Origin of the sequence: Rhodoplanes sp. Z2-YC6860, from assembly GCF_001579845.1 — a bacterium.
GTDB lineage: Bacteria > Pseudomonadota > Alphaproteobacteria > Rhizobiales > Xanthobacteraceae > Z2-YC6860.
On sequence record NZ_CP007440.1, the window covers coordinates 5,263,079 to 5,276,613 of the forward strand.

The 13,535-nt window shown below is 64.4% G+C and carries 13 protein-coding genes; 4 read left to right on the forward strand and 9 right to left on the reverse strand.

All coding sequences use genetic code 11. The annotated features are described in order from the left end of the window. Window positions 1-21 precede the first annotated feature (21 nt). Window positions 22-1,056, reverse strand: a complete 1,035-nt coding sequence (locus RHPLAN_RS24750; protein WP_084245481.1) for an ABC transporter substrate-binding protein — start codon at window positions 1,054-1,056, stop codon at window positions 22-24. A 24-nt stretch (window positions 1,057-1,080) separates the two neighbouring features. Continuing rightward, on the reverse strand, window positions 1,081-2,640 hold the full coding sequence (locus RHPLAN_RS24755) for a UbiD family decarboxylase (protein WP_068023452.1): 1,560 nt from the start codon (window positions 2,638-2,640) through the stop codon (window positions 1,081-1,083). Between the two features lie 129 nt (window positions 2,641-2,769). On the opposite strand from RHPLAN_RS24755, the gene RHPLAN_RS24760 reads away from it, so the two are divergent. From RHPLAN_RS24760 to RHPLAN_RS24775, 4 genes are all read left to right on the forward strand, one after another. Continuing rightward, complete coding sequence (locus RHPLAN_RS24760; protein WP_068023455.1) at window positions 2,770-5,139, forward strand: xanthine dehydrogenase family protein molybdopterin-binding subunit; 2,370 nt, start codon at window positions 2,770-2,772, stop codon at window positions 5,137-5,139. A gap of 70 nt (window positions 5,140-5,209) precedes the next feature. Continuing rightward, window positions 5,210-6,310, forward strand: a complete 1,101-nt coding sequence (locus RHPLAN_RS24765; RefSeq protein WP_084245483.1) for an aromatic ring-hydroxylating dioxygenase subunit alpha — start codon at window positions 5,210-5,212, stop codon at window positions 6,308-6,310. 109 nt (window positions 6,311-6,419) lie between these two features. Beyond that, on the forward strand, window positions 6,420-7,727 hold the full coding sequence (locus RHPLAN_RS24770; protein WP_198164478.1) for a phosphoribosylaminoimidazolesuccinocarboxamide synthase: 1,308 nt from the start codon (window positions 6,420-6,422) through the stop codon (window positions 7,725-7,727). Window positions 7,728-7,883: 156 nt separating this feature from the next. Beyond that, window positions 7,884-8,126 (forward strand): hypothetical protein, encoded by a 243-nt coding sequence (locus RHPLAN_RS24775; RefSeq protein ID WP_068023462.1) that lies wholly within the window; start codon window positions 7,884-7,886, stop codon window positions 8,124-8,126. A gap of 42 nt (window positions 8,127-8,168) precedes the next feature. Here RHPLAN_RS24775 and RHPLAN_RS24780 read toward each other — a convergent pair whose 3' ends face one another. The 7 genes from RHPLAN_RS24780 to RHPLAN_RS24810 form a co-directional block, all read right to left on the reverse strand. Then, on the reverse strand, window positions 8,169-8,762 hold the full coding sequence (locus RHPLAN_RS24780) for a class I SAM-dependent methyltransferase (RefSeq protein WP_237179909.1): 594 nt from the start codon (window positions 8,760-8,762) through the stop codon (window positions 8,169-8,171). An 85-nt stretch (window positions 8,763-8,847) separates the two neighbouring features. Next, window positions 8,848-9,399, reverse strand: a complete 552-nt coding sequence (locus tag RHPLAN_RS24785; RefSeq protein WP_068023470.1) for a cytochrome P460 family protein — start codon at window positions 9,397-9,399, stop codon at window positions 8,848-8,850. Between the two features lie 45 nt (window positions 9,400-9,444). Next, window positions 9,445-9,780, reverse strand: coding sequence for a hypothetical protein (locus tag RHPLAN_RS24790; RefSeq protein ID WP_157100454.1), 336 nt, complete (start codon window positions 9,778-9,780; stop codon window positions 9,445-9,447). Window positions 9,781-9,961: 181 nt separating this feature from the next. Beyond that, window positions 9,962-10,453, reverse strand: coding sequence for an SRPBCC family protein (locus tag RHPLAN_RS24795; protein ID WP_068023476.1), 492 nt, complete (start codon window positions 10,451-10,453; stop codon window positions 9,962-9,964). 9 nt (window positions 10,454-10,462) lie between these two features. Next, window positions 10,463-10,828, reverse strand: coding sequence for an ArsR/SmtB family transcription factor (locus RHPLAN_RS24800; protein ID WP_068023479.1), 366 nt, complete (start codon window positions 10,826-10,828; stop codon window positions 10,463-10,465). 222 nt (window positions 10,829-11,050) lie between these two features. Continuing rightward, complete coding sequence (locus RHPLAN_RS24805) at window positions 11,051-12,361, reverse strand: MmgE/PrpD family protein (protein ID WP_068023482.1); 1,311 nt, start codon at window positions 12,359-12,361, stop codon at window positions 11,051-11,053. Window positions 12,362-12,556: 195 nt separating this feature from the next. Then, the gene (locus RHPLAN_RS24810) at window positions 12,557-13,519 is read right to left on the reverse strand and encodes a trypsin-like serine peptidase (protein ID WP_068023485.1); all 963 of its coding nucleotides are present in this window, start codon (window positions 13,517-13,519) and stop codon (window positions 12,557-12,559) included. Between the last annotated feature and the right edge of the window lie 16 nt (window positions 13,520-13,535).

The following is a 13,535-nucleotide window of genomic DNA, read 5'->3' on the forward strand; positions in this document are numbered from 1 at the left end:
CTGCCAGTGCTCTCGCAACGCTCACCGGCAGCCCGGCAGCTTGCTGTCCTTGTTCTGAATCTGGAACGGCCCGGCCGCGGCCACCGCCTTTTCGATGAAGCTCGAGTTGATCACGCGGTCGGCCGGAAATTCCACCGCCGACATCTTGTTCTTCACATACCACTTGTTGATGTCGAGCATGCTCGCGACATTGACCTGGCCATTCGGGCTGCGCGCCGGCCATGGATACTTTTCGAGAAGCTCGCGTCGCGGCTCGGTCTTGCTGTTGACCAGCTCGTCGAGCACCTCCTGACGGTTCGGTCCGCCGTGATAGGCCTGACAATATTCGCGCACGCCCTTCAGCCACGCCGTCATGTAGGCCTGCACCAAATCCGGATTGGCCTTCACCCAATCGGAGTTCGCCATGATCACGGCGATGGTCATCGGCTGGGGCTGCACCAGTTCGTCGACGCTCGCGAACGGCACGGCGAGGCCCTGCTCTTCGAGTTGCCAGACGAACGGCGGAATGAGAATGCCGGCGTCGATCGCGCCGTTCTTGAACGCGATGCCCATCTGCGTGAATGGCAGGATCTTCAAGTCGACATCGTTGATGGTCAGACCCTCGCGCTCCAGCATCTTGCCCACCTCGTAGGTCGACACCGAGCCCTGGCCGTTGCTCGCCACCACCTTTCCCTTGAGGTCCTTGAGGCTCTTCACCTTGTCCTTCAGCTCGGGCCGCAGCATCAGGTTGTGGCCGATCGGCGTCGAGACCCGGTCGGACAGCATGGTGATCGGAAGGTTCTTCTCCAGCGCGTTGAAGATGCCGGCCGAGATGCCGCCGGCGACGATCTGGTAGCGGTTCTGCGCCAGCAGCGCGATGACGTTCGCGGTGGTGTCGATGTCGTCCCACTCGAGCTTGATGCCGGCCTCTTTGAAATAGCCGTGCTTGAGCGCCATCAGCTCAGCGGCGTTGGAGGTCGAGCGCGCGATGCCGACCTTGATGACCTTCTCCTGCGCGTTGGCGGCGTTCGCGCCGATACCGAGCGCAGCCACCAAAATCCAAGGCATCCACCGCATGATCACGTCCTCCCCCGAGCACCACTATTTCTTGATGAAGTAGCGCCCCTCGCCGTCACGGTCGAGAGCAAGCTTGTCGCGGAGGCCACCCAGCGTGCGGACCACCTCCCGCCCATCGCGGCTGCCCACTGCGGTCATCAGTTCCTCGAAGTACTTCGGGCCATCGGCCAGCGCCGCCTCGACCGAGGCGAAACGCTTGCCTTCGAACTTGGGCGGCGCTGGAACCTGGACCTCAAGCCGGTTCTGGGTGCCGAACGGCCAGGTCAGGTCGTAGCCGGCCTTCGCCCCGACGCGGACGCCCGGCGGCAGCGACGGGTCGAGCGGCAGGGTGCGCATGCCGTGCATCACGATCAGATCGCGGTCGGGCTGGAAGCGCGTTGCCATCGCCCAGTCCATCTGCTCGTCGGAGAAGATGTCGACGTCCGGATCGACCACGAAGACGTTCTTGCAGTTGGCAAGCGCGCCCATGCAGGCGCCGATGGCGTTGCGCGCCTCGCCTGGCACGCGCTGGCGGATCGCGACGCGAACGTTGAAGGCGCCGCCGCTCGACGTGGTGGCGTAAACCGCGACCGGCTCGCGCACCGCCGCTTGCAACGCGGTCCAGATCGCGACCTCGGTGCGCAGCGCCGAAAGCTGCGCGGTGTCGGTGCGGCCGAGCGTCTTGCCGCCGATGGTCGAGGTCTGGAACAGCGCATCCTTGCGATGCGTGATCGCGGTGACGTGAAACACCGGATTGCGCTTCACCGCACCGTAATAGCCGAGGAATTCGCCATACGGCCCCTCGGCCTCCACATGACCGCGTTCGTCGAGGTAACCCTCGATGACGTATTCGGCGTCGGCCGGCACACGGATGTCGTTGGTGACGCTTTTCACCACCGCGAGCGGCGCGTCGCGCAGCATCGCCACAATGCCGATCTCGTCGACCGGCAGCCGCATGGTGCCGGCCACATGATCGATCGGATGCGCGCCGACCACGAAGCTCACCGGCGTACGCTTGCCCGCCGCGGCGTTGGCCTCGTAGATCGCCTTGAGGTCGCTCGGCGAGACAAGGTCGACACCGGTCTCGTGGCGCGAACGCAGCATCAGGCGGCGCAGCCCGACATTGGTGAAACCGGTCTTCGGATCGAGGACGTAGTCGATGGATGCCGAGATGTATGGCCCGCCATCGGCGCCGTGCTGCAGATGCACGGGAAGCTTTGTCACGTCCGCGTCGTCGCCGGTCAGCACCACCTGCTGGCACGGCGCCTCGGCGCGCGTGACTTCGAAAATCTCCGGCTTGTTGCCCAGCCGCCGCTGGATCTCGGCCAGGAGCCCCGCAGGCTTGACGCCGAACGCCGACGCAAGCCGCGCGCGGTCGCCCGAGACGTTGCCCACCAGTTCGGCCTTTTCCGGTCCCGCTGCGCGGAACAGCACCGCCTTCTGGTTGCCCTCCATCACCTCGGCAAGGCTCGCGAGATCGTGCGGCTCGCTGCGCGTATCGAGTTGATCCGCGCCCAGCCCTTCGATGAAACGCCGCAGCCGGAATCGGTCGAAATCCGCCACTCGCGAATTCAAATGCGTCCCGGGCTTGTCGATCACGTTCATCGGCGCTCTCCCGCGGTCTTACTTACAGAGATATCTGTCTACCGCGCCCAAAGTGGTTACGCTGGTAACGACCGTCCGTGTTCGATAGTCTGCCGCCCGCAAAACCACAAGAACCAAAACGCCCAATCCATGGAACGAAAGCCTCGGGCCGAAGGTGGCCCCTATATCGGCCGGCCGATGCCGCGCTTCGAAGACCTGCGTCTGGTGCGCGGCGCGGGCAAATATTCCGATGACATTTCGATGACCGGTCAGGCCTATGCGGCCTTCGTGCGCACGCCCCACGCGCATGCGGTTGTGAAGCGGGTCGATGTTGCCGCGGCGCAAAAGATGCCGGGCGTGATCGCGGTGCTGACCGGCGCGGACTATATCGCCGATGGGCTCAAGGGCGCCTTGCAGCGCGCCAATCCGGCCGGCGCGATCGACATCAAGGTGCGCGCCTTTGACCCGGCGAAGCGGCCGGTGCTGGAGGAAGAACAGTATCCGCTGGTCGCCGATCGCGTGCGCTATCCGGGCGAAGCGGTCGCGATGGTGATCGCCGAGACACGGCTTGCGGCGCGCGATGCGGCCGAAGCCGTCCAGGTGGAATACGAAGTCCTGCCGGCCGCAACCGATGTGCGCAAGGCGCAACGCTCGGAACCGATCTGGCCGGACGCCTGCCCCGACAATGTGGCACTCGACGAGACGTTCGGCGACGTCGATGCGGTGCGCGCCGCGTTCGACGCAGCCGACCTCGTGGTCGAGCAGACCTTCGTCAACCAGCGCATCGCCAACTGCCAGATGGAGCCGCGCTCCGGCGTCGGCTCGTACGATGCAGTGACCGATTCCTACACGCTGATCTCCGGCAACCAGGGCGTCCATGCGCCGCGCATGGTGCTCGCCGAAAGCTGGGGCCTGCCGCTCGACAAAATTCGTTTCATCTGTCCGGATGTCGGCGGCGGCTTCGGACTGCGCAACAATCTCTACCCTGAGCAGACCTCGATCCTGTGGGCCGCGAAGCGCGTCGGCCGGCCGGTGAAATGGACCAACGACCGCTCGGAATCGTTCCTCACCGATTATGCGGGCCGCGATCTGGTGACGACCGCGAGCCTCGCCTTCACCAAGGACGGCCGCATCACCGCCTACCGGGTCGATCACATCGGCACCTGCGGCGGGCAGACCGTGACCTACGTGCCGCTATCGAACGCCTACCGCGTTGCGACCACGGTCTACGACATCCCGCTGATGCACATGCGCTGCCGCTCGATGATGACCAACACGGTGCCGACCGCGCCGTTTCGCGGCGCCGGCAGGCCCGAGGCGACCTTGGTGCTGGAACGGCTGATCGACATGGCGGCCGAGCGGCTCGGCATGGACCGGCTTCGCATCCGGCAGGTGAATGTCATCCCGAAAAAGAAGCTGCCGTATCGCACCGCGAGCGGCTTGCTCTACGACAGCGGCGACTTCGCCAACAACATGAAGCGGATGATCGAGGTCTCCGACTGGAAGGGCTTTACCGCGCGCAAGCGGGAGTCGAAGAAGCGCGGCAAGCTCCGCGGCATCGGCATCTCGAACTACCTCGAGACCCCGGTCGGCATTCCGCACGAACGCGTCGAGGTCACGGTGCTGCCCACCGGCAAGGTCCAGCTCGCGGTCGGCACGCAATCGACCGGCCAGGGCCACGAGACGAGCTTCGCGCAGGTGATGGCCGATCTGCTCGGTGTGCGTCCCGAGGACATTCTTTTCGTCTGCGGCGATACTTCGAAGATTCCCTCGGGCAGCGGCACGCATTCGGATCGCTCGATGCGGCTCGGCGGCACGCTGATGTTCCAGGCAAGCGAGGACGTGGTGGCGCAGGCCAAGGCCGCGTCGGCAGCAATTCTCGGCGTGCCGGAGAGCGACGTGTCCTTCAGTGACGGTCTGTTTGCCGCCCCGAACAGCAACCGGCGCCTGACGATCTTCGACGTCGCGCAGGCCGTGAGCGAGAACTCGAGCCTCAACGGCGGCAAGCCGCTGGAGTCGAAGAAAACCTTCACCGGCCGCATCCCGGCCTACCCGACCGGCTGCGCGATCTGCGAGGTCGAGATCGACCCGGATACGGGAGCAGTGAACATCCCGCGCTACGGCTCGATCGACGACGCGGGCCAGGCGATCAATCCGCTCATCCTGCACGGTCAGGTGCATGGCGGCATCGTGCAGGGCGTCGGCCAGGCGCTGGTCGAGAATGTGCAATATGACGAGCAGGGCCAGGTGCTAACCGGAAGCTTCATGGACTACGGCGTCCCACGCGCGCACATGGTTCCCTCCTTCGACATCGCGTTGACCGAGGACCCGACCAAGGGCAATCCGCTGCGCGTCAAAGGCGGCGGCGAAGCCGGCATCACGCCGGCGCTCGCGGTGGTGATGAACGCGATCATGGATGCGCTGAAGGAACTCGGCGTCGAGCACATCGACATGCCGGCGACGCCCGCGCGCATCTGGGGCGCAATCCAAGAAGGCAGAGCTGCACGAAGGCCTGCTTGACCCAGGCCGAAGCTCGGTTCGATAATTCCTCCGCCAATCGCTGCTTGCACGCAAAGGCGGAGGACGCGCGATGAACATCCAGCTCGGTCACGAGGCGCTGGTCCATAGCAAGAAGCAGCTCGCCAGCGGCACCTATCTGCACAACGCCTGGTACGTCGCCGCCTGGTCGCAGGACATCGCGCCTGGAAAATTGCTCGGCATCACCATCCTCAAGGAGCCGGTGGTCATCTATCGCATGGCGGATGGAAAGCTTGCCGCGCTCGAAGATCGTTGCGCGCATCGCTTCGCCCCGCTCAGCATGGGAGCGATTGTCGGCGGCGACAAAATCCAGTGCCCCTACCATGGGCTCGAATACGATACGTCGGGAATGTGCACGCTCAATCCGCACGGCAACAAGCACATTCCGCCGCGTGCGCGTGTGCGCAGCTATCCGGTGACGGAGAAGCACAAGGCGATCTGGATCTGGATGGGCGACAAGCCCGCCGACCATTCCAAAATCCCCGACTTCGGCGTGATGGACAACCAGCCGGAGCTTCACACCACCAAGCTCGACAAGATCATGGTGAAAGCCAACTACGAGCTGGTGATCGACAACCTCCTCGACCTCTCGCACACCTCGTATCTGCATGCCGGCATCCTCGGCAATCAGGACACCGTCGAATCCGAGATCAATGTCGACCAGGACGGCGAGGACATCGTCGTCTCGCGCTACGCCCGTGCCGGCGAGCCACCGGGTATGAACAAGCTGATGTGGCCGGACGTACCCTCGAAGGTGGACAAGTTCACCCGCATCCGCTGGATGGCGCCTTCGACCCTGCGTCTGGTCACCGGCGTCTGCCGCCCCGGCGAGACGCCGGAACAGGGTTCCGGCTATCACGCCATCCACCTGCTCACGCCGGAGAACGACGGGAGCACCCACTACTGGTTCACGGCGGTGCGGTTCGGGGTGTTCTCCAAGGGCGACGAACTCAACCGGCAGATCCAGGAGAAGGTCGCGGCGACGCGCCGTTTCGCCTTCGAGGAGCAGGACGCCCCGGTGATCGAGGCCCAGCAGCGCATCATCGATAATTCGCAGACGGCGGTGGACCCGCTGATCCTGGCTATCGACGTGGGCCCGGTGCGCTACAAGCAGGTGCTGAAACGGCTAATTGCAGCGGAACAAGCGCCTTAAAACGAACCAAAAGCCGTCAAAAAACGTTGAAAAGCCAGCGGCCGCACTGGAATGCCGCCGAATAAACCATTAGTTTCCCGGTTTCTTCAACGCCATGCAGGATCGAAACGTGGACGCCCCAACGGCCGGACACCCCAAAGCCCTTTCCCTCGGCGCGCTCGTGACCGAAGGAAAGACCAAGAAAATATTCCGCATCAACGGCTCGGACCTCGTCGCGGTTGTCGCCAAAGACGACATCACCGCGGGCGACGGCGCCAAGCACGACGTCATTCCCGACAAGGGACGGCTCGCCACGGCGACGACCTGCAACGTGTTCCGCCTGCTCAAAGCCTGCGGCATTGCGGTGGCGTTCGAGGAGCAGAACAGCGCGACCTCGTTCATCGCCCCGCCCTGCACCATGCTGCCCTACGAGGTGGTGGTGCGCCGCGAGGCCCACGGCTCGGCGCTCAAGCGCAGCCCGCATTTCAGCAAGGGACAGCTGTTCCCGAAGCTGCTCGTCGAGTTCTACCTCAAAACCAAGGACAAGGACTGGAAGGGCAAGAAGCTGGTCGCCGACGACCCGTTCATGGAGTACGAGGACGGCGCCGCGCAGATCAAGCTGTTCAATCCGGCGAAGCCCATTCTCGGCTCCGAGCCGTTCCTGGTGCTCGACACCGCGGACGTGTTCAGCCAGCCGAACGAATACAAGTTCTTCCCGCAGATGCGGGCCATCGCGCGCCAGGCCTTCCTGGTGCTGGAGCGCGCCTGGGCGCTCGAAGGCGGCCGCCTCGTCGACTACAAGGTCGAGTTCGGCTTCGACGCCAAGGGCAATCTCCTGCTCGCCGACGTGATCGACAACGATTCGTGGCGGGTGATCGAGAACGGCGCCTACATCGACAAGCAGGTCTATCGTGACGGCGGCGCGCTCGACACGGTCGCGGCCAAGTACAAGCAGGTCGCCGACACCACCGGCCACTTCCGCGTACCGGCCCAGCGCATCATCCTGTGGCGCGGCTCCGAGACCGACAAGACGGAGGCCTTTGCCGACGCGCTCGGCCCGCTGAAGGACATGATGACCATCGTGACCTGCTCCATCCACAAGGAGCCGATCGCGGGCTCGAACATTCTCAACCGCCTGATCCAGGAGGTCCCCGACACCGTGGTGATCGCCAACATCGGGCGGTCGAACGGCGCGGGCCCCGTGCTGTCGGCGATGTCGACCGTGCCGGTGATCACGGTGCCGGCCAGCGCCAAGGACTTCCCCGAGGACGTCTGGTCGTCGCTCCGCGCGCCGAGCAAGGTCCCGGTGATGACCGTGATGGAGCCGGCCAACGCGGTGCTCGCGACTTTACAGATTCTCTCTGCCCGCAACCCGCGGATTTATGCGCACCTGCGCACCGAGATCGAGAGCCGCACGGTCAACGTCCTGACCCTCTGATCCGGCAGCGGGTTCCGTCTGCCCAAATCCCCGCCCCTTCATGGCGGGGATTTGCATTTTTATGGCAGCATCGTGGAACTATGGAACCGGGTGCGGCGTTACAGGTCCGGAATTCTCACACTGCAATAGCCCGCTGACATGGTCAGGGAGGACCGAATGTCTTTCCGGAATGCGCTCCTCGCTTGCGTCTGTCTTGCCGCCTTCGTGCCGGCCGTTTCGGCCTCGGCCGAGGAAGGCCTCAAGGTGAAGGCGTCCGACAAGGCCGCCTGCATGCCCGATGCGATCAGGCTCTGCCGCGACGCGATCCCCAACGTCCGCAACGTGCTGACCTGCTTCAGCCAGAAGCGCGAAAAGATCAGCGCCCGCTGCAACACGGTGCTCGCAAGCTACGGGCTCTAAGCCAACTCAGCCAAAGGACGGTGTCTGTTGAGCACCAGAGTCTCAGGTGGGACGCTTGCGCACTGCCACCTGATGGCTCTTGTCGATGACTTCGGCCTCGGGATGCCACGCAAGGAAGATGTCCACCGCAGGAGCGACGCGTTCCGCGTCGGGGTTGTTCGGCATCCAGGTGTAGTCATCCATCAACATCACGCCGCCATCGCGGAGCAGGCGCCAGGCACCAAGACAATCGATCATGACGTCATCGCGACGATGACTGCCGTCGACATAAATGAAATCGAAGACCGCCTTTTCCTCGCGCAGAATGCCAAGTGACTTGATCGAGGTGCCGGCGAGCTTTCGAACGCGCGCGCCGTAGCCGGCAAGGTTGCGGTCGAAGCGCTCGGTCCAGTCCCCGCTGAAGAGATCGACGCAGGTGATATGCGCTCCGGCGAAGAACTCGAGCCAGAATACGGCAGACCGCCCCTCGTGAGAACCGATCTCGAGCACCCGGCTGGTCGTATCGCGGATGTCCTCAAACAGCATCCTCCAGGAAATCGTGCGGGCACCCACCCAGTCGTGCCGAAAGTCCTTGCCCGCAAAGACGTCAGCGTCTCTGGCCTGCGCCAGCGCGACAACCCTCGCACGAAGCTGCATCATTCGGTCAAAAGAATCGGCCATAGGAAACTCGGATTTTATCGACGTCTACGCAGCACCGCAGACGATCGAGTGAGCGATCCATTCACCTCCTCGGATAGGCCGTGAAAATGTAGTCCTTGGTTGCCACCTTCGAATGGCATTCGAAGCCGCACTTGTGGCCCTCGACGCTGGGCTTGAGCGTATCGGTGGCGGCGTCGTTCTCGAACTGGGCGTAGGCCCATCCCTTCGTATCCGGGAAGCGTTTGGTGTTCTTCTCGATGAACGAGAGCGATTTCAGCGTGTCCGGCACGTTCACGAAATAAGGGGATTCCTCGCTCTTCTTGAACATCCATTCGATCTTGGCGATCTTGGCGCCGTCAGGGAAACCCTTGCCGTTGCCGGGAACGCCGCTCCGGTAGGCCTTGATCATCGCGGGATTGGCGAGAATGGCCTTGAGACCATGCTCGGTCTGGCTGACCGCGACGGTTTCCCAGTGTTCGTAGCCCTTGAACTCGGAGAACGAGAGCCCGTTCGGCACTTTCAAACCGCTTCTGTTTTGCGCGGCAAGAGCCAGTCCGCCCGCAACAACCAGCGGCACCAAGCTCATGGCCACCGCCCAGGTGAATTTCGTTTTCAATCCATTGATACTCGACATGATCCAGACTCCATGTCAGAGGCCGAGCGCCTTACCGGCCTCGTTTCAATAATTTTGCACCGGCAAGCTAATCAGCAAATCGGAGCAAGCGAAATAGGTGGACAGTCCATTTCGCTCGCGATTTGGGCTCTCCTGGATTTCTCCAGGATTCACGCGATCCGGCGCAACCATCAGAACGAGACGCGCACGCCGCCCTTGCCGCTGATCACAGTCCGACAGCCAGAGACATTCGCCCGAAGCGAAAACCGCGACATTGGCGTTGCGAAACTCCATGCCGAGTCTGCCGAAGCCGCCGAAGGTGTCGTCTTTTCCGGGCACCGCGAACGGGATCATTTGACCGAGCAGCGCCGCGTTGACGGTATTGCTGCCGACGCGTTGCATGCCGAGCGCACCCGCGGCCGGCGGAAGGACCGCTTCCGGGAATTCCGGCAACGCGCTGCGCGCTTCGTCAGGAAACGAGCGATCCGGCTCGCGGAATACGATCACGCGGACCGAACGCGACAACGTCGGCTGTTATTGCGGTGACGACAGCGCGCAAAAATGCACGAGCACGGCCAGGGACTTACGACCTCCCCGCACGCGCGCCCACGGCAAGAAGCTCGTCCAGCTGCGCGAACGTCTCGCCCGTCCCGCTCGTGCTGCCGGAGGCGATGGCTTCGTCGAGTGCTTCCTTCGAGGCATAAAGGTCGTGCATGACCACCAGCGTCTTGCCGCCTCTTTCCTCGAACGTCACCGTGGTGATGGCGCCGCCCTCACCGTTCTCCTCGTTCGTCCACGACAGGCGGGAGTGCGGCGTGAATTCGAGGTAATGGCCGAAGAACGCCATGGGCTCCTTCGTGACCGGGTGGCTGAACACGAAACGGACCTCGCCACCCTTGCGAGGATCGATCTCGCAGGAAATGAACGACACACCGAACGACTTCGGCGCCCACCACCGCATCAGCAGCTCAGGCGTGGTCCACGCCTCGAACACGATGCGCGCCGGGCCGTTGAAGGTTCGCGTGACGACCAGCTCTCGATCGGACTTCCGCTCCACTGTCGTTTCGTCCGTCATGCGTTACGCTCACTTTCTTTCCTTGCGCGCATCGGCTTGCTCTTTGCGATTCAGCTCCTCGACAACCTGATCCAGCGCATCGAAGCGTTCGGCCCAAAGCTGGCGGTACCGCTCGATCCATGCCGCCTCTTCCTCCAGCCGGCGCCGGCCGAGCTTGCAGGTCCGCACGCGCCCGACCTTCTTCGTGGTGACGAATCCGGCCTGCTCCAGGACGCTGACGTGCTTTTTCATGCCCGTCAGCGTCATGTGGAACTTGTCGGCAAGGTCCGTGATCGAAGCGTCCGCACGCCCGAGCTGCTCCAGAACGCCGCGCCGGGTGGCATCCGAAAGCGCGGCGAACGAGGCATCCAAGTGGGCTCGACTATACTGAACCATATAGTTCAGTATGAAACACGGATTGGCGGCGTGCAAGTGGAGGCCACGCGGCTGAGCCGGCTTGGCGTGATGGCCCGGGATAACTCCCGCGAATTTAAATTTGGCTGTCGCGCAAAATCTCGGAAACTGCGGAAATTTCAACGCACTGAAATCACGGCGTCATTTACGCCGGCGCCGCCAGCGGAAATTTCCGCGCTCAGTTGCGATGACTTCGACTGACGCTCAGAGCGCCGCGAGCCGTTCGATCTCCGCGACCACCGCGGCTGGATCGTTGATCCCGCGCAGTGCCAGCTCGAACACTGGCTCGGCGGGCTCCTCCTTCAGCGCGGGCTTCATCACCGCCAGGAACTTCGCCTTCAGCGCATCCTCGTCCCAGCGCCGCGCCGGATCGCCCGGCACATGGATGACGCCACGATCGTGGCGCTTGGCGCGCGTCGTCACTGTGACGTGCGCGGGCCAGGCCTGCGGATAGCCCGCGGTCAGCAGGCTGTCCTCGGCGCGCACCTTGATGCGCTCCATGAAGAACAAGAGGTCCGGCGGGGTCGGCCCGTTCGGCGCTGACAGACCGTACGCCGCGTCCGGCGAGATCGCCGCGACCGCGAGCTGGTACTGCACGCTGGTGAGGAACGAGAAGCGATCGCCCATGGAGACGCCATGGTCGATCATCTTCAGATGCGGCGGCAGCACCGCGACGCCGATCCGCACGATGGAGTCGACCGTCACGCCCTCGGCCATCAGCTCCTTGAGCGCCTGCGTCGCCGCCATAGTCTGGCGCGCCGCGCACCACGGCTTGAACGAGGTGTCGCTGAGCGCGGGCTTGTCCCAGCCGTTGGCGATGAGGTCCGCGTTCGGCGCGACGTTGTAGATGTTCTTCAGGAAATCGCCGTCGGCGATCTTCAGATCCGAGGTGAAGCCCGCCCCTGCGGCGAGCGCGGCCTGCAGCCCGCGCGACGCCGCGTATCCGGCCGCAAGCCAGCGCGCCGTCGTGGTGGCGGCGTGGTGGCCGGTGCCGGGCGACGCCGCGATCAGAGCCAGCGACAGCGCGTTCGCGGTCTGCTCGGTCGAGAGCCGCATCAGCCGCGCCGCGGTGGCGGCGACGCCGAACGGCGCCGCGAAGTACGTCGGCCAGATGCCGCGATAGAGCACCGACGGCCCGTCGATCGCGGCGCCGAGCCGGATCATCGCCTCGTAGCCCGCGATGATCGCCGCGGCGAGTTCGTTCTCTTCGAGATCGGGCAAGGCCGCCGCAATGGTGAGCGCCGCCGGCACCACGATCGCGCCCGGCGTGACCATCGAGCCGAGATGGATGTCGTCTATCTCGCTCAACCGTACCAACGCGCAGTTGATCGCGACGTGATCCGGCAACGAAGCGCCCGGCTGGCGGAAGCCGCGCAGCAGCTTGCCTTCTTTCGTTGCGCTCGCTGCGATCCAGGCGCCAACGGCGTCGGCCGCATGCAGCCGCGCGTCCGCGCAAGCGGGCTCGTTGGGAATATGGTTGGCGACAAAGGCGCCGAGCTTTTCAAGGGCCGTCATTCGGCTCCAAAGGTTGCCGCAGGCAATGCGATTCGCATTCAGGGGTGCAATGTGGGCTTCAATCCGGCGAACGGATCAAGCCGCGGGACGATATCCACAATCCAAAGCTGGCTCAATGGCGGCTGGGTGGCTCGGCCGGACCATCGCCGTCATCCCGAGGCGCACCGCGCCGGGCCTCGGGATGACGGAGAAAGATCAAGGCAGAGGAAAACCCGGCTCAGTCCCGAGCCAGTAGGCATTCACCGCCGGCGGAGCGCTCGTCCGCTGCATGTCCGGTTGCGGGATCGACGCGACGATGTCGCCGTCTTCGATGCCGACCCTGTCGTGAATCGCCGCCATGGTCAGGCGGTCGTCGTTCGCCTTGATGCAGACCGGACCGATGAAGCTCGTTGCGACCACCGGCTCAGGCCTGCGCGCATCGTCGTTGTCGCTCGCCGTCCGGATCGATTCCGCTGGGACCGCCACCATGTTGGCGACGCCGTCAGCGTGAAAAACCGCAATCTGGATCGCCGCGATCTGCAGGTTGCCGTCGCCCTCGCCCACCAGGATCGGCGCGCCCGAGGTGCCGCGGACGCCGCGGCAGGTGTGCAGCATGAGCTGACCGCCGGCGATCTTGCCGCGCAGCTCGCAATCGCGATCGGCGGTAAGCGCGAAGGCACGATCCTGCGGGTAGCCCGCCAGCACCGCCTTGGTGCCGGCCGGCGCCGCATGACGCCGCAGCCGCAGCGGCTCGATGCTGTCGGGCAGACTTTCGGTGACGGTCAGCACTGCCCAGTCCGCGCCGGTGGTTTGGTCGTAGCGCTCCGGATCGAAGCCCGGCCCGACCTCATAGCGCGCGATGCGCACATGCGCCGCATAGCGGCCGGTGCGATAGCCCGCGAGGAAATGCAGCTGCGCCGCCGGGATGAAGCGCCGGGTGCGGAAGTTGTACAGGCAGTGCGCCGCGGTGAGCACCTCGTCGCGCGAGATCAGCACGCCGCTGCATGACGCGCCGGTCTCGTTGAACAGCTTGCCGATCGCCGTCCACGGATAGCGCGCGGTGTCGACATCTTCCCGGTGGATGGTCGCTGGAACAACCGGACCGCCAAAAGCCTCTGTGGCGGCCACGGCGCAGAACGCCGCAAGCACCAGCAGGGCGCGTGAGCTCGCGCCGAACATTGCCGTCTCCCCGTGC